18 protein-coding genes and 2 tRNA genes are annotated in these 21688 nt (G+C 32.7%); 7 read left to right on the top strand and 13 right to left on the bottom strand.

Features of this window, described 5'->3' with window-relative positions; genetic code table 11:
- Positions 1–43 precede the first annotated feature (43 nt).
- On the top strand, positions 44–1627 hold the full coding sequence (locus ACSVH5_RS01550; protein ID WP_438059703.1) for a sensor histidine kinase: 1584 nt from the start codon (positions 44–46) through the stop codon (positions 1625–1627).
- Between the two features lie 2 nt (positions 1628–1629).
- Positions 1630–2346 (top strand): response regulator transcription factor, encoded by a 717-nt coding sequence (locus ACSVH5_RS01545; protein WP_438059702.1) that lies wholly within the window; start codon positions 1630–1632, stop codon positions 2344–2346.
- Between the two features lie 40 nt (positions 2347–2386).
- Here the strand turns inward: ACSVH5_RS01545 and ACSVH5_RS01540 are convergent, their stop codons facing one another.
- From ACSVH5_RS01540 to ACSVH5_RS01495, 10 genes are all read right to left on the bottom strand, one after another.
- The gene (locus ACSVH5_RS01540) at positions 2387–3127 is read right to left on the bottom strand and encodes an acyl-[acyl-carrier-protein] thioesterase (RefSeq protein ID WP_438059701.1); all 741 of its coding nucleotides are present in this window, start codon (positions 3125–3127) and stop codon (positions 2387–2389) included.
- 177 nt (positions 3128–3304) lie between these two features.
- Entirely contained in the window at positions 3305–4225 is a 921-nt protein-coding gene (miaA, locus tag ACSVH5_RS01535) for a tRNA (adenosine(37)-N6)-dimethylallyltransferase MiaA (RefSeq protein WP_438059700.1), read from the bottom strand.
- A gap of 152 nt (positions 4226–4377) precedes the next feature.
- Positions 4378–5739: an exonuclease domain-containing protein gene (locus ACSVH5_RS01530; RefSeq protein ID WP_438059699.1), complete on the bottom strand. Its 1362-nt coding sequence runs from the start codon at positions 5737–5739 to the stop codon at positions 4378–4380.
- Between the two features lie 73 nt (positions 5740–5812).
- Positions 5813–6472 (bottom strand): YggS family pyridoxal phosphate-dependent enzyme, encoded by a 660-nt coding sequence (locus tag ACSVH5_RS01525; protein WP_438059698.1) that lies wholly within the window; start codon positions 6470–6472, stop codon positions 5813–5815.
- A gap of 217 nt (positions 6473–6689) precedes the next feature.
- Complete coding sequence (locus ACSVH5_RS01520; protein ID WP_438059697.1) at positions 6690–8933, bottom strand: M1 family metallopeptidase; 2244 nt, start codon at positions 8931–8933, stop codon at positions 6690–6692.
- Between the two features lie 61 nt (positions 8934–8994).
- Positions 8995–9498 carry a DUF6702 family protein gene (locus ACSVH5_RS01515; RefSeq protein ID WP_438059696.1) on the bottom strand — a complete coding sequence of 168 codons (504 nt, stop codon included), beginning with the start codon at positions 9496–9498 and terminating at the stop codon, positions 8995–8997.
- Entirely contained in the window at positions 9495–10259 is a 765-nt protein-coding gene (locus ACSVH5_RS01510) for a hypothetical protein (RefSeq protein WP_438059695.1), read from the bottom strand. The genes ACSVH5_RS01515 and ACSVH5_RS01510 overlap by 4 nt, the downstream gene beginning before the upstream one ends.
- Positions 10228–10962 (bottom strand): hypothetical protein, encoded by a 735-nt coding sequence (locus tag ACSVH5_RS01505; protein WP_438059694.1) that lies wholly within the window; start codon positions 10960–10962, stop codon positions 10228–10230. The genes ACSVH5_RS01510 and ACSVH5_RS01505 overlap by 32 nt, the downstream gene beginning before the upstream one ends.
- On the bottom strand, positions 10949–11671 hold the full coding sequence (locus ACSVH5_RS01500; protein ID WP_438059693.1) for a hypothetical protein: 723 nt from the start codon (positions 11669–11671) through the stop codon (positions 10949–10951). Before ACSVH5_RS01500 ends, ACSVH5_RS01505 begins: the two co-directional genes overlap by 14 nt.
- Positions 11661–12419, bottom strand: a complete 759-nt coding sequence (locus ACSVH5_RS01495; RefSeq protein WP_438059692.1) for a carboxypeptidase-like regulatory domain-containing protein — start codon at positions 12417–12419, stop codon at positions 11661–11663. Before ACSVH5_RS01495 ends, ACSVH5_RS01500 begins: the two co-directional genes overlap by 11 nt.
- A gap of 127 nt (positions 12420–12546) precedes the next feature.
- On the opposite strand from ACSVH5_RS01495, the gene pepE reads away from it, so the two are divergent.
- Complete coding sequence (gene pepE / locus ACSVH5_RS01490; RefSeq protein ID WP_438059691.1) at positions 12547–13254, top strand: dipeptidase PepE; 708 nt, start codon at positions 12547–12549, stop codon at positions 13252–13254.
- 33 nt (positions 13255–13287) lie between these two features.
- Here pepE and ACSVH5_RS01485 read toward each other — a convergent pair.
- Positions 13288–13360, bottom strand: a tRNA-Gly gene (locus tag ACSVH5_RS01485).
- Between the two features lie 91 nt (positions 13361–13451).
- Positions 13452–13524 (bottom strand) — tRNA-Gly (locus ACSVH5_RS01480).
- A gap of 138 nt (positions 13525–13662) precedes the next feature.
- Between ACSVH5_RS01480 and ACSVH5_RS01475 the strand changes: the two genes are divergently transcribed.
- Both ACSVH5_RS01475 and ACSVH5_RS01470 read left to right on the top strand, forming a co-directional pair.
- Positions 13663–14100, top strand: coding sequence for a GNAT family N-acetyltransferase (locus ACSVH5_RS01475; RefSeq protein ID WP_438059690.1), 438 nt, complete (start codon positions 13663–13665; stop codon positions 14098–14100).
- A gap of 1 nt (position 14101) precedes the next feature.
- Positions 14102–15688 carry a L,D-transpeptidase family protein gene (locus tag ACSVH5_RS01470; RefSeq protein WP_438059689.1) on the top strand — a complete coding sequence of 529 codons (1587 nt, stop codon included), beginning with the start codon at positions 14102–14104 and terminating at the stop codon, positions 15686–15688.
- On the opposite strand, the gene ACSVH5_RS01465 is transcribed toward ACSVH5_RS01470, so the two are convergent.
- On the bottom strand, positions 15677–16408 hold the full coding sequence (locus ACSVH5_RS01465; protein WP_438059688.1) for a murein L,D-transpeptidase catalytic domain family protein: 732 nt from the start codon (positions 16406–16408) through the stop codon (positions 15677–15679). The genes ACSVH5_RS01470 and ACSVH5_RS01465 overlap by 12 nt on opposite strands.
- A gap of 278 nt (positions 16409–16686) precedes the next feature.
- On the opposite strand from ACSVH5_RS01465, the gene ACSVH5_RS01460 reads away from it, so the two are divergent.
- Together ACSVH5_RS01460 and ACSVH5_RS01455 are read left to right on the top strand one after the other, a co-directional pair.
- On the top strand, positions 16687–19002 hold the full coding sequence (locus ACSVH5_RS01460) for a DUF5916 domain-containing protein (protein WP_438059687.1): 2316 nt from the start codon (positions 16687–16689) through the stop codon (positions 19000–19002).
- A 168-nt stretch (positions 19003–19170) separates the two neighbouring features.
- Positions 19171–21597, top strand: coding sequence for a DUF5916 domain-containing protein (locus tag ACSVH5_RS01455; protein WP_438059686.1), 2427 nt, complete (start codon positions 19171–19173; stop codon positions 21595–21597).
- Positions 21598–21688 lie beyond the last annotated feature (91 nt).

Genomic DNA, 21688 nt, shown 5'->3' with positions numbered 1-21688 from the left:
TAATACATTATTTATTATATTGTTAAAATGTTAATTTTGTGACATGAATAGAATGTTTTTTAGATTATTGGTGCTGTTAATGAGTTTATCGCTTATTGGTATAATTCTAGTACAGGTGTATTGGTTCAATTCTTCGTTTAACAATAATGATGAGCAATTCAAATTTCATGTTAAACAAGTTATTGGAAATGTAGCCGATAAATTAGAACAACAAGAAGCTTATATCTTTTACAATAACATCAATAAGTTAAAAGACAGTACGGGTAGAATTCCTCAGCGAGAAGATATCATGGAGTTTACTTTGGTTCAAAAAAATAAAAAAACCAATAAGACCATTGTATATTCCAATAGCATTATTTCTGAAGATTATAAAATCAACCCAACTTTTTCAACAGGAGCAAAAGATGATTTAAAATTTAAAAGCTTTAATTCTAAAAGAAAAACCGAGATATACAATAACAATAGTGTAGATAACTCGAATTTTCAAAAAAGTTTGATTCCAGATGTAACTATCGAAAAATCAGGGAGTTTAGCAATTTTAGATAACGCACAATTAGAAATATCGTATAAAGATTTTGCAGCTGCTTTGCCTATCCAAGAAAGGGTTTCAAATGACGTTCTTACCAAATTGATCAAAAAGGAATTAGAAGAAAGTGGTATAAATACGCTGTTTGAATTTGGTGTCTACAGTAATGGTTTAGCGACAAAGATTCATTCTGAAAATTTTACGTATGATTTAGATGCTACCTACTCAACTCCCATTTTTACCGACAATGAAGGAACTGAAAAATATAAATTATTAGTTTCTTTTCCCAATAAAAAGAAATTTTTATTGTCTGAATTAGTAAGTATTACTGTTTTGTCGATTATTTTCACCTTGATAATCTTGATTGCTTATACCTCTGCTTTGAATCAGTTGATTAGGCAACGTCAGATTTCTGAAATAAAAACAGATTTCATTAACAATATGACGCATGAATTTAAAACACCTATAGCTACTATAAATCTTGCTTTAGATGCTATTCGGAATCCAAAGATTATTGAAGATAAAGATAAAGTATATAAATATCTCGAAATGATTCGAGAAGAAAATAAAAGAATGCATGCCCAAGTTGAGAATGTGCTTAGAATATCAAAATTAGAAAAGAAAGAATTAGATATTATCAAAGAATCTATCGATGCACAAGAAGTTATAGAAGATGCAATCGAACACGTTAACCTGATTCTTGAGGATAGAGGAGGAACTATAAAATTGCATTTTAATGCTACAAGAACTACGGTTTTATTGAATGATTTTCATTTTACCAATGTAATTGTAAATATTTTAGAAAATGCCATAAAATACACCCCTGGTGTTCCTGAAATTGAAATTTTTACTGAAAACATCAAAGACATGCTTTTGATTAAAGTAAAGGATAATGGATTGGGTATGAGTAAAGTGGCTCAAAAGAGAGTGTTCGAAAAATTTTATAGAGAACACACTGGAGATTTGCATAATGTTAAAGGACATGGTCTAGGTTTAGCATATGTAAAACAAATAGTTGAAGACCATAACGGTCAAGTTTATGTTGAAAGCGAAAAGGGTAAAGGAAGTACCTTTATCATTAAAATACCACTAATAAATTAGCGATGGAAAATGTAAATAAAAAAATTCTACTAGTAGAAGACGATTTGAATTTTGGAGCCGTTTTAAAAGATTATTTGATGTTAAATGACTTTGAAGTTGTTTTAGCCAAAAACGGAATGGAAGGGTTTGAGAAATTTAAGAAAGATACTTTTGACCTTTGTATCTTAGATGTAATGATGCCGTATAAAGACGGATATACCCTTGCCAAAGAAATCAGAGAAAAAAACAGCGAAGTGCCAATTATTTTCTTAACCGCAAAAACGATGAAAGAAGATGTTATGAAAGGCTACAAAGCAGGTGCCGATGATTACCTTAACAAACCTTTTGATTCTGAAGTGTTGTTGATGAAAATCAAAGCCATCATTCAAAGAAAATCTTCTGAAGTAAAAACGGATCAAGTGCAATTTGAATTCAATATAGGTAAGTTTCATTTGAACTCTAAATTGAGATTTTTAACCTATCAAAATGAAGAGCCAATCAAATTATCTCCAAAAGAGAATGAATTACTTAAAATGTTAATTCTGCATGAAAATGATTTAATGCCAAGAGAACTAGCCTTGACAAAAATTTGGAGAGATGATAATTATTTTACTTCAAGAAGTATGGATGTTTACATCGCCAAATTGAGAAAGTACCTAAAACCAGATGAAGATGTAGAAATCTTAAACATTCACGGTGAAGGATTCAGATTGGTAGTAAAAAGTAATACTACAGCATAAAACCAAAAAGCTTCGAAAAAATTTCGAAGCTTTTTTATTTTTATTTAAAATGCAATTGCAAGGCAAAACAGGTTTTATCTTCCTTTGTAATAGAGAAAATGGTTTCATTTTCTTCAATGTTTTCATGAATTTGAACAGTCTCAGCAAGTGATAATTCTTTTAAAAAATTCATTTCAAAACTAGCTACTTTTTGTTTGAGTAATAATTTTGGGTCCACCAAATCTAAACACCATTCAAGATATTTAACGTTGTTGGCATGATTTACTATGTCTAAATCCGAGAGGCAAACTGTTTTTTCAAACAAAATTTCTTTTTCATTATGAATATCTATTTTAGAAAACGTGCTTGCAGTTGCTCTTTTATTAGGATACAATTCAAAATGTTCATAAGGTAAGGCCAAAGCTTCAGGACGACGCTTTTGGGTGTTAAAAACTGCCCAAAATGTCTCAGAACCAACTATTTTTTTTCCATTTACATGTACTTCCAAGGCTCTTACCGAGCGTGAATTTTCCAAAGAGTTAATCCAAGTAGTTACCGTAACGGTATCACCCCATTTAGGTAAAGCTTCGATTTCTACTCGCATTCTGCTCAAAACCCACGCTTGATGAAATTCCTGCATATCAGCAAAGCTAATCCCTCCAAGTTCAGAGTGTGCCGCAGCGGTTAGCTGTAATAAATTACATAATTCAGTATATTTCAAAAAACCATTTGGGGCGCATTGCGTAAAATTTACGTCCCAGTTTTTTGATAAGATTGAAGTAAAGTTTGGAGATATAGGCATTTGAAAAAAAAAGTTTTAAGATAGAAATAAAGTTAATTAGTAAGAATTAGGAGCGAATCATCAGGCTTTTTCAGTAAACATCGTTCCCGCCATCATTCCTAAACTTGTGAGCCGAACCCCGGCACACAAGGTTTATCCCTTCTGTCGGGGCTAAAGAGCCAACATTAAGATTTTTTGTTATGTTATTTGTGAATCAATAAAATTTATGATTTCTTTTTTATCTGATAAGTAATCAAACCATTGAGTATGTTCTTTTCGTTTAAACCAAGTGAGTTGTCTTTTTGAAAAACGGCGGGTGTTCTTTTTGATTTCTTCAATTGCAAAAGGTAAATCCCATTCACCATCAAAATGACTAAAAAGTTCACGATATCCTACAGTTTGTAAAGCGTTTAACGATTTGTGAGGGTATAAATTTTGAGCTTCTTCTACTAATCCTTGTTGAATCATTATGTCTACTCTTTGATTAATTCTGTTGTAGATGATTGCTCTTTCTGCCTCAAGACCAATAAGAATTGGGTTAAAATTTCTATTGTTTTTTTGTTGATTTAAAAATGAAGAATAAGGCTTTTTCGTGCCAACACAAACTTCTACAAAGCGCATCATTCGTTGTGGATTGAGTAGCGTTTGAGGATTTTCATTGTTTATTTTTTCATAATAAACAGGGTCTAACGTTTTGAGTTGGTTTTGTAAAAAGGCTATTCCATCAGTTTCGTATTGGGATTGAATTGTGGCTCTTACGTTTGGGTCTATATCTGGAAAAGCATCAAAACCTTTTAAAACCGCATCTACATATAAGCCTGAACCACCCACCAAAACCACAAAATCATTATTGGTAAACAATTCGTCTATTTTTGAAAGGACTTCTTTTTCATAGTCTCCAACGGTATAATTCTCAAAAATAGATTTGTTTTGTATAAAATGATGTTTGGCAGCTTTTAATTCTTCCTTGCTTGGTACGGCTGTGCCTATGGTCATTTCTTTAAAAAATTGTCTGCTATCGCATGAAACAACTTCGCAATTATAATGCTGCGCAAGTTGAATACTCAAAGCGGTTTTGCCAATAGCGGTGGGTCCTATTATGGTGATTAGATGTTTCATTTTTTTTAGCCCTGATGGAAATGAAAACCCCGGAGTGATTGGAGTTTGTTTTTTCTTGGTAGAAAAGAGCGACCAACGGAAGCTCCTTTTGTGCCTTAGAAAAACTACTCTAATCGCGAGGAGTTGTAATGTACAGCAGGAATAGCTCTTTATTAAAAGTGAATAATCTTTAGTGTTTTACTTTTACGAATTTGGCTTTGGATTATATTTTTAGCATCTCGGTTGTTTTGCATAGGCACTAAAATATTTTTTAAGATTTCTGGATTTGTAATCTGATAATTTAAATCATAAAAAGCATATCCTTTGTAAATTCCGTTTTCAATGAGTACTGCGGAACGCTCGCTGATGTTGCGTCCTTTGTCTATTACAATCATATTTTGCGTCTCAAAATCATTTTCTTTGAGGAATTGATGGACTCTTTGATTGTATTCTTCGGGGGTGATTTCGCCAATGCAAGCACCGTCACATCCTTTTATGCCGTATTGAAAACATTCTTTTTTGGTTTGGTAAAGCCCAGTTAATTTTTGACACAAATGATATTTAGACGTAATCTTGAACAATGTGTTTTTGGCTTCCTGCAAAGAAGAAAATGAAGTGATTTCTTTTTTTCTTCCATCGTATTTTTGAATTTTTAGGTTCAAATAGCCATTTTTGTCCTTCTCAGTATAAAGCGCCAATTGAAAAATACTTTTGCGTTGGGCACGGTTTAGTATTGGTTTATTGATTTTTATTTCTTCACTTTCTTTGAGCAGCGCAATCAATTCGCTTCCTGTTTCTTCATAAGTTACCGCAAAAACTTCGGTTTGGATTTTTTTACATTTATTGGATTTTCCAGTAAAATGTTGGTTGATTCTCTTTTTTATGTTTCGGCTTTTGCCAATATAAATTAGGTTGCCTTTGTCGTTGTGGATGTAATAAATTCCAGTTCTAGAAGGCATACTTTGTACAATATCCAAGAGTTTTGGAGCGATTCCTTTTTCGATTTCGGTTTTGATTAGCTCTTTTATGATTGTTTTTTCGACATCTTTTTCGAGTAGCAACTTAAAGAGTTTTACGGTGGCCATTGCGTCTCCGCTCGCACGATGTCTGTCTGCCATTGGAATTCCCAATGCTCGGACTAATTTTCCTAAGCTGTGCGAAGGTTGTTCTGGTAATAGTTTTTGAGACAATTCAACAGTGCAAAGCGTTTTTAAATTGAAATCATAGCCCAGTCTGCGAAATTCAGTTCTTAAGATTCTGTAGTCAAAACTGGCATTGTGCGCGACCAAAACACAGTCGGATGTAATTTCGATGATGCGTTTGGCCACTTCAAAAAACTTTGGAGCAGAACGCAACATAGCATTGTTTATGCCAGTAAGCTTTACTACAAAGGGTTGAATTGGAATTTCGGGATTGACAAGACTTATAAACTGGTCTACGATTTCGTGTCCGTCAAATTTATAAATCGCAATCTCTGTGATTCCTTCTTCGTTAAATTGTCCTCCTGTGGTTTCTATGTCAAGTATTGCGTACAAATTCAGTGTTCAGTTTACAGTTTTTAGTAATCAGTTTATAAATCTTAAATCCTTAATCTATAATGGTATATAATTATCTTCCGCCAAAGATACTACTTCCGATTCTAACCATAGTGCTGCCGCATACTATAGCTAATGGATAATCGCCTGACATTCCCATTGAGATGGTATTCAGTTGGCAGTTTTTAAGCTCTAGTTTTTGTAGGGTATCAAAAATAGATTTCAAATGGGTAAACTCTTTTTTGATTTGGTTTTGATTATCCGTAAAGGTAGCCATTCCCATTAATCCAACTATTCTAATATTGTTCATTTGATTGAAAGAAGTGGAGTTGAGTAAATTTTGTAATTCTACTTCATCCAGACCAAATTTTGATTCTTCTTCGGCGATATAAATTTGCAATAAGCAATCTATAATTCGGTTGTTTTTTTGAGCTTGTTTATTGATTTCTTCTAATAATTTTAAGCTATCGACTCCATGAATTAATGATACAAACGGAGCCATATATTTTACCTTATTGGTTTGAACATGGCCAATCATGTGCCATTCAATATCTTTTGGCATTTGTTCCCACTTATCGACCATTTCTTGGATTTTATTTTCCCCAAAAATGCGTTGCCCGGCTGTGTAGGCTTCCATTAAATCGGTTACGGGTTTTGTTTTTGAAACCGCAACAAGTGTAACGTTTTCAGGAAGCGATTCTTTTATCTTTAATAAGTTTTCAGCTATTGCCATTTCTTTTGTATAAATTCTTTTTAGTAAGTTTCCCGAATTAAGGAACACAAAGCAAACTTATTAAATTAATACTTGTTTTCATTCATAGCTGCTTGTCTTCTTTTATTAGTGACTAAAATTTATCTTTTATTTAACGATTTTGATTAGTGTACATATTAATAAAATAAAACAAGCCCGACAGATTCGGGCTTGTTTCATACAAATGTTATTAGTTTACTTAATCAAATTTTGATTTTTCTTCTGCTTTTGGCCAACTGTTGTTGGTAACATCAATGTCAGCCGTTTCTAATTTTGGATCGATTTGGATTTTTTTAATTGCTTTTGAAGTAGCGTATACTTTTTTGGCTGTATCATTATTTTTTCTCCAAATTTGTGCTGGATATTTATAGTTTTCAGTAGTACCATCCTCATAAGTGATTTCTACTAAAATTGGCATAATCAACCCACCAGGTTTGTTGAATTCTACTTCGTAAAAATATTTAGGTGCATTTAGACTTGCTTTTTCTTCAGCAGTCAGTTTTTCGTTAACATAGTCAGCTAGTAACTTGAATTCTTCAATTTTCAATGCTTTTTTATCTGATTCTTTTAATTCGGCATTTGTTCCTTCAACCAAATATACAAATGGTCCTTTTTCTTCACCAAAACGTCCTCTTCTTACTTTTGAATTTTTCAATTCGGTTGTAGGAGTATCAGTTACATAATATTGCTTTACATCATTTATTCCTATGTCAACAAAGTCAGTTGAGTAAAACCAACCTCTCCAAAACCAGTCTAAGTCAAATGCAGAAGCATCTTCCATAGTTCTGAAAAAGTCTTCAGGTGTAGGGTGTTTGAATTTCCAACGATTTGCGTAAGTTTTGAATGCGTGATCGAATAATTCACGACCCATAACTGTTTCTCTCAAGATATTCAATGCTGTCGCAGGTTTACCGTAGGCATTATTTCCAAATTGAATAATACTTTCAGAGTTACTCATAATTGGTTCTAGAAACTTTTGATCTCCACTCATGTAAGGAACAATGTTTTTTGCTGGTCCTCTTCTTGAAGGGAAATTGGTTCCTAATTCTTGCTCGGCCATATATTCCATGAATGAATTCAAGCCTTCATCCATCCATGACCATTGACGTTCATCGGAGTTAACAATCATAGGGAAGAAGTTATGTCCTACCTCGTGAATAATTACGCCAATCATTCCATTTTTTACCTGAGGATTAGTTACCCCATTTGCATCTGGGCGACCAAAATTCCAACAAATCATTGGGTATTCCATTCCTTGATCTTCTGCAGAAACAGATACTGCTTTTGGATAAGGATAATCGAAAGTATGGGATGAATAACTTTTTAAAGTATGAGCAACCGTTCTAGTTGAAGTCTCGCCCCATAGTGGATTGGCTTCTTTTGGATATACAGAAGTAGCCATTACAGTTTTTTCACCAAGTTTTACTGCCATTGCATCAAAAATGAATTTTCTAGAAGTCGCTATTCCAAAATCCCTAACATTTTTGGCGCTAAATTTCCATGTTTTCTTTTGAGTAGAAAAACCTTTTTCAGCAGCTTCAGCTTCAGCTTGTGTAACGATTACAACAGGATTATCATAGGTTTTTTTGGCTAGTTCATAACGCTTTAGTTGTTCAGCAGTAAAAACTTCTGCGGGGTTCAATAGTTCTCCAGTTGCTTCCATAACGTGGTCAGCAGGCACAGTGATGTTTACGTCAAAATTTCCAAAAGGCAATGCGAATTCTCCGCTTCCCCAAAATTGTTGGTTTTGCCATCCTTCAACGTCATTGTAAACGGCCATTCTTGGATAAAATTGAGCAATTACATACAATTTATTGCCATCTTTTTCAAAGAATTCATATCCTGAACGACCCCCATCTTGTTGGTAGTTGTTGATGTTGTACCACCATTTTACAGAGAAAGTGATTTTTTCTCCTGGTTTCATTGGGGTGGGTAAATCAATACGCATCATGGTTTGATTTACAGTGTAAGTCATTGGGTTTCCTTTGGCATCCTTAACGTAGTCTAGTTTAAAACCTCGGTCAAGACCTTGTTTTAGATATTCTTTAGTAAATCTATTTGGAGCCATTACTTGCTCAATTCGGTCACTTTCTGCTAGGGGTGATTGTGAATTTTTTGCGGCCTGATTTTGGTCCATTTGCAACCAAAGATACTCCAATTTATCAGGTGAATTATTGGTGTAAGTAATGGTTTCTGACCCATATACTTTGGAGTTTTTGTCATCTAACTCAAGGTCTATTTTGTAATCTGCTTGTTGTTGGTAATAGGCTGGTCCTGGCGCTCCTGATGCAGTTCGAAACATGTTTGGAGTGGCCAATAAATCATACATTTGGCTGAACTTATTGGTGTCGTATTTGCCTTGTTGTTTTGGTGTTTTGGTGGTGGTTTTTTCTTGGGCAAATAATAGTGCCGGAAGAAATAACAATAGGGTAGCTTTTTTCATAGTTAAAATAGAAATTTAAGGCTGTGAAAATAACATTTTTAATGTAACTACGTCCTTAATCCTAATATTTTAACATTTGAGACTTTGAAGAATCGGTAAAATTGAGACTGTTTTTAACGCCATTTGCTGTAAAATGCATAATGTTTTGTTGTTCTGAATTCCAATCCATCAATAAGGAATTCTGAATGCTTAGGTTTTGAAATTTTGTGATTTCTTTGATTGATAGGTAAGAAACTAGAACATCTTCTTCAACTTCGCTTGAGATATAATTTAGACTTTGTTGTTGATTATTTAGCTTGATTTTTAAATTTTCAGCAAAGTATTTTTTTAATAAAATAAGGTCTTCTGGTTTTTCTGATCCAATTCCAATTGTTGTTTTTTGGTGGTATTTTTTTTCTAAAGCTTTGTTTAAATCATCTAAGAAAATTCGTGAAGTGATTTGAATTCTTTTCTTTTCGGGAACAAATTGAACTTGAAATATAGCCACATAAAATTTATGCATTTCAAAGGATGAAAGGCTAAACGTTAAAAAGAATAGTGCAAAGAATAAAACTGTTTTTTTCATTTTCCAAAAGTAGTTAAACTTTTAAATTCTTTGTTCTTACCAATTAAAAAATCATGCAAACGAAAGGAATCCTTTTCTTCTAGAATCTCAAAAGCTTTTTTATCTGCTTCGCAAAAAGAAAGAAATAAAATCAACTCTTCTTCTTTAAGCTGTAAGGTTTCTGAAAAAAAATCAATAGGCACATTATTAAATACTTCTACATAATAATTGAGGAGTTTTTCTTGGCTATCTTTTTGTAATGCTTTCTTTTTTAATAACTTTTTGACATCTTTGAAAAGTCGTACAAAGTCAGTCCCGTTAGCAATTGTTGTTGGAGGCATCAAAGGATTGGTAGGGGATGATTGTGCATCATCATAGTATTTTTTATCTGTATATTTTTGAAGATTGGTACTCAAAGGTCGAATCTCTTTTTGATTCAAAACAATTACTTCTTTTAATTCATTGTCAAATAATTCAAGTTCTATTTCAAGGTATGGAATGTCAAAATTCTTACTGTTTAGAATTACTTTTTTGGGTAAGCAAGCTAAACTAGCAAATAATAAAGTATCTTTAGGCTGAGCCAAAATTTCAAAATAACCTTGCTCTGAAATTGCTGTTCTTGTTTTGGAACTCAAATTAACAACAGAGCCATTTACAAAAGCTTTCATACTATTGGCCACTTTTCCTTTTAAATTGCTTCTTTCTTGTGAAAAAGCGACTCCAACAACAAAAAAGAAGTACACTATTAGTTTATAGTTTTCCTTCATTGCTATTGAGTTCATTAAAGGTCGAGGCTAATTGAAGCATAGCAATCAGCATTTGCGGTTTATTATTGGTTGCTAATAATTTGGCAAAGCTTTTGTTTTCAATGCAATAATATTGAAAGGTGTTGATTTTGTCAGCAGCAATATGAAATGATTTTTGGTAAAAATCATTAGTAAATAATCGTTTTAATTTGGCTAAATTGATTTCTTTTTTCTCTACTTCTAGTTCTTTTTTTAGCATTTCTTTCCTGCCAGAAAGCATATTGATTAGTCCTCCTATACCTCCAGAGTTGGCTTTAACTCTTCTCTCGGCTACAGTATATGATTTTTGGTTTTTAGGAATAATTCCAAGATCACGAGCATTGATAGTAGCGTATGGATTGACAATTACTTCGTCTAATTCGATGCCTTTTGGTGTCATTTCTATGGTAATGAAGTCTTCACAAAAATCATTGTCTTGAATCACTTTTCTATAGGCTTCAAAATTTTTAGAAACAAAAAATAAAACATCGTTAATTGCTGCCTGAATAGTGAATTCCCCATTTTCAGTTACTTTTACACTATTTTCAGAATTTAAGTTCACTACTTCTATTTCTGTAGAAACACCTGAGTTGGTCTTGATTTTTCCTTTGACCATTTTTTGTTCTTTTACTTGACCTAAAACACAATGAGTGACTAAGAAAAAAACCAACGTTTTTGTTTTTGATTTATTTACTTTCATTTGAAATGATTTTTACATACCGTTCGGCTAATTTTATTATCAAAAATTCGCTCATGGTTTTGTTTTTGGTTTTTAACGAATTGATAAATGGCTGGTCTTCTATACAGAAATATTGAAAACCTTTGATGTACTCTTTGGGGATTTTTAATTTTTGAATATAAAAATTTTCATCAAATAAGTACTCTAATTTGTCAAGTAACTTTTCTTTTTTTTCTACAAGAATTTCTTTTTTGAGCATTGTTGTTCTTCCAGAAATACCATTTAATATGCCATCTAAGCTGCCTCTGGTTGCCGTTTGAAGTTTTCTCTCGGCGGGTGTAAAATGTTTGGTTGCATTAGGAATACCAAGTTTCCCAGCTGAAATTTCAGGATAGGTATTGATGACGACATTTTTTAAAACGATACTTTTTAGCATCATTTCAATTTTTACTTCATTATTGGCAAGATCAGCCTTTGTAATTATCTTTGTTAATGGTTCAAGGTTTACAGCTGTAAATACAACAATGTCGCCTTCATTGGCTGGGATTCTGAAATAGCCTTCAATTCTACTTGTGGTAGCTTGATTAGTAGTTTCGTTTTTGATATTTACTCCATCAACAAAATTAGATTCTACAGAAATCCTACCCTGAATTGTTCTCTCAGTTAGGGTTTGTCCAACGATGATAGACGTCCAAAAAAGAAATAGTAAAAAGGTAAAATTATTCTTCACTAGATAGATTTTTGTTAAAGGTAACTGCTAATTCACTCATTAATAGCTCTAATAGTTGTTTGTTTCTTGAATTAAGATAAGAAACTATAAATTGATTTTCGATGCAATAATATCTAAAGGCATCAATGTATATTTCTGGAATTTTTAAGTTCACAACATAAAATTCATCTTTGTAAAGTGTTTTAAGTCTGTTAAATAGATGTTCTTTTTTTTCAATTTCGAGTTCTTGCTTTAGTCTTTTGGTTCTTCCTGATATTTTGTTGATAATGGGGTCAAATGGCAAAGTGCCACCTAAGATACTCAAAAGTTGTATGGGTTTAAAGTCTCCAGCGGTTTTTAATCGTCTTTCAGCAGTAGTATATTTTTTTTGATTTTCTGGAATGATTCGAAGTTTTTCAGCAGTTATTGTATTGTTGTTGATAATCACTTCTCTTAAATCTATAGTTTGTAAAGTCATGTTTATCACTATATTATTGGTTTGAAACTCGTTTTTAGTTATTTTCTTTCTTAAAGGTGCAGCATTAATTGAAGAAAAATTTAAAATATCTCCAATTTGACATGTAATAGTAAAATACCCTTTGGAGTCGGTAACTGTAGAAGCGTTGGACATTTCATTTTTAACAATAACGCTCTCAATGCCTTTGTCGTTTATGAGGACAATTCCTGAAATCATAAGTTCTTTTTGTTGCTGTCCCCTGGCAATGGCGAGAATGGCTATTTGAAAAAATAGTGTCAAGCATAATTTCATTACTATTCTCCATTTGATATGTGGTAAAAGTATTTCAATCTCTTGCCAAATAATTATTAAAAGCTTGGTAAAAAAATGTTAATTTAAAAAATGGATTTTAATACCTTTAACGATTAAAAATAATAGTATGAGAAATTGTATCATAGCAAGTACATCAACCCTACATGGCGGGGATTATTTAGACTATTTATTGGATACATTACAAAGGCATTTTGAGTCTTGTTCAAGCATTTTGTTTATTCCTTTTGCTCGCCCAGGAGGAATTAGTCATGAGGAATATACTGCTAAAGTGGCTTCGGCATTTGCCAAGATAAGCATTGGCGTGAAAGGCATTCATGAGTTTGAAGATCCAAAAAAAGCGATAGTTACAGCAGAGGGAATTTTTACAGGAGGAGGTAATACTTTTTTGTTGGTTAGTCAATTGTATAAAATGGAAATCATGCAATTGCTATCTGAAACCATAAATAAAGGGACTCCTTATTTAGGGACAAGTGCTGGAAGTAATATTTGTGGACTGAGCATGCAGACCACTAATGATATGCCAATAGTGTATCCTCCAAGTTTTCAGACTTTAGGAGTAATTCCGTTTAATCTGAATCCTCATTATTTGGATCCAATACCCAATTCTACACATATGGGAGAAACAAGAGAAACGAGAATTAAAGAATTTCACGCCTTTAACACTTTGCCAGTATTGGGTTTAAGAGAGGGGAGTTGGCTTGAAGTAATAGGAGAAAAAGTTACTTTAAAAGGGGATTTAACCGCTCGTTTGTTTTTGCAAAATCAAGAGCCTGTTGAGTTAGAACCAGGCACTGATTTAAGTAGATTGAAATAAAAAAGCCGAAACATAAGTTTCGGCTTTTTAATGAGCGAAAGACGAGGCTCGAACTCGCGACAACCAGCTTGGAAGGCTGGAGCTCTACCAACTGAGCTACTTTCGCATTAAATTTGGTATTAATATAAATAAACTAAAAATAAGTGCAACTTATAGTTTTTTATATTCAAGAACGTGTAGAATAATTTCTAACTTTGAGCGAAAGACGAGGCTCGAACTCGCGACAACCAGCTTGGAAGGCTGGAGCTCTACCAACTGAGCTACTTTCGCATTATTGTGGTGCAAATATAGTTAAACATTTCAGTAAATTACAAATTTTTGTAGCAAAAAATATGATATATATATAAACGAAGTTATAATTAATTTAAAACTAAATTGTTATACTTTTATTTTTTTTTAAAAATGCCTATGTATACAATAAAAAAAATCGAAGCCAAAGCTACGTATTCTATTAGACATGCTGTTTTGAGAGCAGGCAAGCCAATCTCAACTTGTTATTTTGAAGGTGATGAAGATTTAAATACACTGCATTTTGGTGTTTTTGACAATGAAGTATTGTTAGGGGTAGCTTCTTTTTTTATGAAAAACAGTAAGCACTTCAGTCATGATAAGCAATTCCAACTTCGAGGTATGGCAATTTTGGAGGAGCATCAAAACAAAGGTTTGGGTAAGATTTTATTACAATATTGCGAATCATTTTTTAGAGAACAGGCAACACAATTAATTTGGTTCAATGCTAGAGTGAGCGCCATTGGCTTCTATGAAAGTTTAGGGTATGCCATCTATGGGAAATTGTTTGATATTCCAGAGGTAGGACCACACATAATTATGTACAAAAACTTTTGAGATGAGATGTATTTTTTATTTTTTAATGGGGTTGCTGGTTATCAGTTGTAAAGATAATTCGAATGAAAATATAGCCAATTTTGTTAAGCCCAGAACAATTGCTCTGATTGAAATTGGCCCAAATGCAATTGCTTTTGATAGCTCATTGGTTTTGAATTATTCTAATCAAAAGTTACTCGAATTTTATAGAGCAACTGGTTTTACAACAGTTTGGCAATCGCAAAAGGATCGTGCAATTGTTTTAGAAACTATTGCTAATTCCTATCAAGAAGGATTGTTTCCTGAAGATTATCAGTTGGCATTGTTGCAGTCTTTGGAAGCAAAATATTCGATGTTACAAAATAGTGGTTTGGTAGAGTATGATATATTGTTGACAATCTATACTCAACATTTATTATTGGATTTAAAAACGGGGAAGTTAGATCCTAGAAAATTATATACAAATTGGGATATTTTCAAAACTCCATTTGATGTAAATTCTAGGCTAATTGAAGCTTTTAATCAAAAAAGCTTGTTGGAATTGATGCAAAATTGCAGACCCATTGCACCAGTTTATAGTCAATTGAAAGAAGCTTTGAGACTTATCGAACAGTATCCTGATGTTGATTTTACACCGATTTCTTTTGCGGAACTTATAGTACCCAACGATACCAATCCAAAGATTATTACTGTAAAGAAACGCCTTAGGTATTGGGGGGACATCACTGCCTCTGGGAACAAGTCTCCTTTTTATGATGCAAAGACAGTTGCTGCTGTGAAGCGTTTTCAAGAAAGACACGGATTGGCGCCAGATGGAATAATTGGAGCAGGAACGATTGAGGCTTTGAATTTTACAAAATCGAGACGAAAAAAACAAATCATTGCTAATTTAGAGAGATGGCGTTGGTTTGAAGAACTTCCTAATGAAGATTACATTAGTATTAATATTCCAGATTATAAACTAATTGTAGTTGAGAACCAAGATACAACCCTTGTTCAAAAAGTAGTTGTTGGAACAAGTAAAAGGAAAACTCCTATATTAACCTCTTATCTAAAAACAGTGGTTTTAAATCCTACTTGGACAATACCTCCAACTATTTTAAAAGAAGATGTGTTGCCAGCAATGAAAAAAAACCGTCAGTATCTTTTAAATAAAGATATTTTGATTTATGACAGTAATAACAATATTGTTCCACCTGAAAGTTGGAATCCTAATAAGCCAAATCAATACAAATACATTCAAAAACCAGGTCCAAATAATACACTTGGCGAGATGAAAATTTTGTTTCCTAATCACCATAGTATATATCTACACGATACCAATCATCGAAACTTATTTGGTTTGTATAATCGGTCTTTGAGTTCAGGATGTATTCGTGTGGAAAAGCCATTGGAATTAGCTGGATACTTTTTAAACCATTCCGAAAATTGGTCAAAAACTAAAATAGATTCTATAGTAGCCACTCGAAAAACGCATTATGTTAAAATTGAAAAAAAATACAATCTTTACTTATGGTATTGGACAGCCTGGAGTCATAAAGGGAAACTCTACTTTCGAAAAGATATTTATGATTATGATACAGCTTTGTATGATAAATTAAGAAGTTAAACTTTCCTTTTCATTTAACGTTTTAAGTGATGGGTGGTAAATAAATAAAACGGATTGATTTTTAATAGTATTGATAATAGGTAAGGTTAATTCATCAGGTAAAGCAGGACATCCTTGACTTCTTCCCAATCTTTTATGTTGCTTGATAAATGCCTCTGAAACATAGGCTGCTGCATGCATTACAATGGCTCTAGAACGGGCGTTAGAATTTATTCCTTTTTCTAAGCCATCCAATTTTAGAGACAGTCCATGTTTTCCATGGTAGACTTCTCCTGTTGAGTAAAAGCCTAAACTGCTTTGAAAAGAGGCTTCTTTGTTCGAAAATCGATTAGCAAATTCTTCACCTGTATTTCTGCCATGAGCAACCAAAGAATTAAACAAAATGGTATTGGATGTCATGTCTATGACCCAAAGCCTTTTTGTATTTGAAGATAAGCTAAAGTCGATAATCGTGAGCATTTCTTTTTTTACCAACCCTTGTTTTGTTAAGTTATAATATCCTTTTAGAGCTGCCGCAAAGCTTTCAAATTGGGGGAGACTATATTGGTTTGACTTTAAGGATTGATAAGTAGAGGCTATTATCAAATCGGCATTAGATTTGAATGTTGCAACATGTTCTACATGGGATTTTCGTTTTTTGAATTCTTCTAAAACCGTAGTGTTTACAGAGAAGATGTTTAAGAAGAAAAATACTGTAGTAAGGAATATGCTATAACTCATTGATATTCTATTTGTTAAACAAAGATTTGGGGTTGACAAATCTACAAAAAAAAACATCTTTCAACTCGACATGATGTATTTAATCGATAAAATTTAACACTTTGTCGATGTTTTTTTGTTTTTTGTGATTCTGAAATAATGTGAGTTATTCTTTTTTATTATGTTAAATTTTATACATTTACGAAATAGTTCGTCTCCAAATGAAAAAAAAATACTTGTTTATTGTTATTTTATTGTTTTTATTGAATTGTAATCTTTGGTCACAAAAAAAAAACCTTGTGACGAAATCTACTACAGAAAGCATTACTGTTGATGGAAAATTTAACGAAACAGCATGGGTGTCTGCCGCAATAGCCACTGATTTTGTGATGTTTGAACCGGATAACGGCAAACCTATTAGTGACGATAAAAAAACTGAAGTTAAAATTGTGTATGATAATACTGCAATTTATATAGCGGCAACAATGTATGATAATGAACCGTCCAAAATTCAACGAGAATTGACTAACAGAGATGTTTTTGGCGTTTCCGATCATTTTTCGATTTATATTAATGGATTCAATGACGGTCAGCAAGATTTTCGTTTTTTTGTAAGTGCTGCTGGTGTACAAATGGATTGTCTAGCCACTGAAGATTTTGAAGACTTTTCATGGGATGCTATTTGGGATAGTAAAGTGATACTGACTGATTTTGGCTGGACCGTTGAGATGAAAATTCCTTATGCAGCCTTGCGATTTTCAAATGCAGAAAAGCAAACATGGGGTCTTAATTTTATGCGGGAAATTAAGCGTGATGTACAAAAATACACGTGGAATTTAGTTGATACAAAAATTGGTGCGGTCATTCCACAAGCGGGTATTTTAGAAGGTATTTCAAATATTGATACTCCAACTCGTTTGTTTTTTATCCCTTATTCTTCTGTTTATTATCAAAAAAACGATATTGGTTCTGGCACAACTTTCAAAGCAGGATTAGATTTGAAATACGGTATCAATGATTCGTTTACTTTAGATGCTATTTTGGTACCCGATTTTGGCCAAACTAAGTTTGATAATGCTATTCTCATTCTCGAGCCCTTTGAACAACAATTTCAAGAGAATCGACCATTTTTTACTGAAGGAACCGATTTATTCAATAAAGGAAATTTGTTTTACTCCAGAAGAATTGGATTAGCTCCTACAACCGAGGTTAATCTGAAGCCCAATGAAGAAATTACTAATTATCCCAATTCAGTAGATTTAATCAATGCTGTAAAAGTATCTGGAAGAACTCAAAAAGGGTTAGGAGTTGGGTTTTTAAATGCGGTAACCGAAAAAACATTTGCAACGATAAAAGATACAGTTAGTAATTCTCAAAGAAAAGAAGTCATTGAACCTCTTACTAATTATAATGTTTTGGTTTTTGACCAGCGTTTTAATCAAAACTCTTCGGTTACTTTTATCAATACCAATACTACACGAAACGGTGGTTTTAGAGATGCCAATGTCTCAGGCTTATTATTTGATTTAAGTACCAAGGCCAATACTTATAATTTATATGGTGATTTTAAATATAGCGCAATCAATGATGTTCAAGATTATAATGGTTTTAAAACCGCAATAAATTTTGCCAAAACTAGTGGAAAATATCGCTATTTGTTTTCAGGTAAATACATTTCTGAAGATTATGACATCAATGATTTGGGTATCATTTTTTTTACTAACTACCATGGTTTTTTGGCCAATGGAAGTTATAGAATTGTTAATCCAACCAAAGTATTTAATACTTTCAAAGTAGAACAAGAAGTCAACGCTGAGATTCAAAATACATTCGGAAAGCTTCAAGAGGCTTGGTATAAAACGGTATTGAAAGGAACTAATTTAAATAATGATTACTTTGAATTTGCACTTATAGCAAATCCTCTAGTTACCTATGATTTTTATGAACCCAGAGAATACAATAGATATGTATATATTCCTAAAAGAATATCTTCTTATTTCGGAATAGAAATGAACCGTAACCATCCTTTTACTTTTGATGTAACGCTATCATGTGCCAAATTTGACGAGCAAGGACGCTATAATTATGGTTTTTATGCTAGTCCAAAATATCGTTTTAATGATAAGTTGTCGTTGGCCTATGCTGTCGATTATTTGAATAAAAAAAATGATAGAGGTTGGGTTGATACTACAACTGATGGAATCATTTTTGCGGAACGCAATAGAGAATATATTCAACATGATTTTACAGGTAAATATGCTCTAAATGAAAAAATGACCATTAACTTAACAGCACGTTACTATTGGTCCTATGCTAAAAATCATGAATTTTTTACATTGCAAGATGACGGAAAGTTAGCTCTCAACACCTTATATAATGAAAATAAAAATAGAAATTTTAATTCTTGGAACTTTGATTTATCCTATACATGGTGGTTCGCACCAGGAAGTCAAATGTCATTTTTATACCGAAATTTTGCCTTAGATAGAACAAATGAAGTAGAGAAGAATTTTTCTACAAACTTTAAAAATGTTTGGAATAATAATTTGACTTCTAATATATCCTTAAGTTTTCGTTATTTTATTGATTACAATACCGTCAAAAACAAATGGTAATCTTTAGGTTACTTACATTATCAAACTTGCACTAAGAACTTTGGTTAGAAGAAAGCCGTTATTTTTATTTTTTGAATATTTGTAAAAAGTGTTGCAAAAACTGTAACAAATTGAAATGATGATAGTCTATTTAAGTTCTTATAGACACTACCTAATCAATCCATTTTTATGAAATATTTCTTTCTTACGCTTGGTCTTTTATTTTCAATTTTTGGGTTTACTCAAAAAAAGACCATTGCGACTAAATTTATCACAGATCCAATAACAATAGATGGTAATTTTTATGAGAAGTCATGGGATTTAGTGGAGCCTGCGACTGATTTTGTGATGTTTCAACCAGACAATGGTAAAGCTGTAGCTCCGGAAAGAAGGACAGAAGTAAAAGTAGTGTATGATAATACAGCAATTTATATTTCTGCGAAGATGTATGATAATGAGCCCAATAAAATTTTAAGAGAAATTTCACAGCGAGATAATTTTGGCACGGCAGATTTTTTCGGAATTTTTATTAACGGCTATAATGATGGACAACAAAATTTTCAATTCTTTGTCAATGCTGCCGATGGACAAGCCGATTGTTTGGCAACAGATTCCAATGGAGAGGATTATTCTTGGGATGCGGTTTGGGATAGTAAAGCCGTAATTACCGATTTTGGTTGGGTGGTTGAAATGCGAATTCCCTATGCAGCATTGCGTTTTTCTCCAGAAAAGGTACAAACGTGGGGGATTAATTTTTTTAGAGAAATCCGAAGAGATCGTCAGAAATATTCTTGGAATTTCATTGATTCAAAGCTAGGAACATTTACTCAGCAAAATGGAATTTTGAAAGGGATTGAAAATATTAAAACGCCTACCCGATTATTCTTGTTGCCTTATTCTTCGTTTTATTTGAATGCGAATGACCAGCAAAAAACAACCGGTACTTTAAAGGGAGGATTGGATGTAAAATATGGAATCAATGATGCCTTTACTCTTGATGCCATTTTGATACCCGATTTTGGTCAAACCAAATATGATGATGTGATTTTAAATTTAGGGCCATTTGAACAACAATTTAATGAAAACAGACCTTTCTTTACAGAAGGGACAGACTTGTTTAGCAAAGGAAATTTGTTGTATTCTCGAAGAATAGGGGGTGCGCCAACTAATTATCCCAATGTTTCAACAGATGAAGTAATTACAGATAACCCAGCAAGTGTAAACTTGATTAATGCGTTAAAAGTATCGGGAAGAACCAAAAGTGGACTTGGAATTGGGGTTTTGAATGCGGTTACTGAAAAGACAACTGCAACTATAAGAAATACTGTAACAGGAGATGCTCGTAAAGAAGTGGTAGAACCTTTAGCGAATTATAATGTCATGGTTTTGGACCAACGATTTAGAAAAAATTCTTCAATTGCCTTAGTCAATACAAATGTGACTAGAAATGGTAGTTTTAGAGATGGAAATGTTACTGCTTTGGTTTGGGATTTGAATACTAAAGCGAATACTTACAACTTGTCTGGTGATTTTAAGTACAGTTATGTTAATGAAGATAAAATTAAAACGGGTATCGCTACTCAATTAAATTTTGCCGAAACATCTGGAAACTATCGCTATAGTTTAGGCGCCGATATGTATACCAAAGATTTTGATAACAATGATTTGGGGATCAATTTTGAGACCAATTATTATAGTATATATGGTAATGCTAATTATCGAATTCTAAACCCAACCAAGCGTTTTAATGGTTTTAGATTGAACTATAATAATTTCATTCAATTCAACAAAGAAACGGGACAGGTGCAAGGAAGTAATATCAACATCAACACCAATATCGAAACTTTAAAAAATAATTCTTATGGTTTTGGAATCAATTTCAATCCGTTCGAACGATATGATTATTATGAGCCACGTCAAGCTGGAAGATTTGTAATTACTCCTACGAGCTATAGTTTTTGGGCTTATTATTCTCGTAACTATAACTATAAATTTGCCTTTGATATCAATCCAGAATATTCAAAAGCAGATGAGCCAGGTAGAGATTTTATTGGTATAAATTTGAGTCCTAGATATCGCTTCAATGATAAATTGGCAATGGTATATGATTTTAGTTATTCAAGGCGCAATAATAATAAAGGGTTTATTGACAAAGTTGATAATCTATCTGATCCCAATGCTGATAAAACAATCATTTTTGCGAATAGAAACGTGGTTACCTATGCCCATAACGTTTCAGGAAAATACTCTATAAACAGCCAAATGAATTTTAATTTATCCTTACGTCAATATTGGTCTTATGCCGAAAACAAAAACATTCTTTCTTTGACAGATAAAGGACGTTTAATAGATTATGTCGGGTATTCTAAAAATAAAAATTCTAGCTTTTATTCTTGGAATATGGATTTGTCGTATTCATGGTGGTTTGCACCTGGAAGCCAAGTTTCGTTTTTGTATCGCAATAGTTCCGCAAATTTTGAACGAATTATCAATAAGGATTATAGCGATAATTTAAGTTCACTTTTGACCAATGAAAAATTGCAACATACTTTGTCGGTTAGCGTTCGTTATTTTATAGATTATAATGAAATCAAAAATCAGTTTGTAAAAAGCTAAATACAATATTTACTTACTTATTTGTGATTATTTATCCCCTACAACGATTGAAGTTTTTGGTTAAATTCCGAAACCTTTTTCGGCTTTTGAA

It is taken from the genome of Flavobacterium sp. RSSA_27, from assembly GCF_051547125.1.
Lineage (GTDB): Bacteria > Bacteroidota > Bacteroidia > Flavobacteriales > Flavobacteriaceae > Flavobacterium.
This window is presented reverse-complemented; position numbering and strand designations above follow the sequence as displayed.

Excerpts from the sequence above, each read along its gene's own strand:
- ACSVH5_RS01540 (WP_438059701.1), bottom strand. The coding sequence starts at position 3,127 with ATGCCTATATCTCCAAACTTTACTTCAATCTTATCAAAAAACTGGGAC.
- ACSVH5_RS01465 (WP_438059688.1), bottom strand. The coding sequence starts at position 16,408 with ATGAGTTATAGCATATTCCTTACTACAGTATTTTTCTTCTTAAACATC.
- ACSVH5_RS01520 (WP_438059697.1), bottom strand. The coding sequence starts at position 8,933 with ATGAAAAAAGCTACCCTATTGTTATTTCTTCCGGCACTATTATTTGCC.
- pepE (WP_438059691.1), top strand. The coding sequence starts at position 12,547 with ATGAGAAATTGTATCATAGCAAGTACATCAACCCTACATGGCGGGGAT.
- ACSVH5_RS01550 (WP_438059703.1), top strand. The coding sequence starts at position 44 with ATGAATAGAATGTTTTTTAGATTATTGGTGCTGTTAATGAGTTTATCG.
- ACSVH5_RS01545 (WP_438059702.1), top strand. The coding sequence starts at position 1,630 with ATGGAAAATGTAAATAAAAAAATTCTACTAGTAGAAGACGATTTGAAT.
- ACSVH5_RS01525 (WP_438059698.1), bottom strand. The coding sequence starts at position 6,472 with ATGGCAATAGCTGAAAACTTATTAAAGATAAAAGAATCGCTTCCTGAA.
- ACSVH5_RS01510 (WP_438059695.1), bottom strand. The coding sequence starts at position 10,259 with ATGAACTCAATAGCAATGAAGGAAAACTATAAACTAATAGTGTACTTC.
- ACSVH5_RS01505 (WP_438059694.1), bottom strand. The coding sequence starts at position 10,962 with ATGAAAGTAAATAAATCAAAAACAAAAACGTTGGTTTTTTTCTTAGTC.
- miaA (WP_438059700.1), bottom strand. The coding sequence starts at position 4,225 with ATGAAACATCTAATCACCATAATAGGACCCACCGCTATTGGCAAAACC.
- ACSVH5_RS01475 (WP_438059690.1), top strand. The coding sequence starts at position 13,663 with ATGTATACAATAAAAAAAATCGAAGCCAAAGCTACGTATTCTATTAGA.
- ACSVH5_RS01455 (WP_438059686.1), top strand. The coding sequence starts at position 19,171 with ATGAAATATTTCTTTCTTACGCTTGGTCTTTTATTTTCAATTTTTGGG.
- ACSVH5_RS01470 (WP_438059689.1), top strand. The coding sequence starts at position 14,102 with ATGAGATGTATTTTTTATTTTTTAATGGGGTTGCTGGTTATCAGTTGT.
- ACSVH5_RS01515 (WP_438059696.1), bottom strand. The coding sequence starts at position 9,498 with ATGAAAAAAACAGTTTTATTCTTTGCACTATTCTTTTTAACGTTTAGC.
- ACSVH5_RS01495 (WP_438059692.1), bottom strand. The coding sequence starts at position 12,419 with ATGAAATTATGCTTGACACTATTTTTTCAAATAGCCATTCTCGCCATT.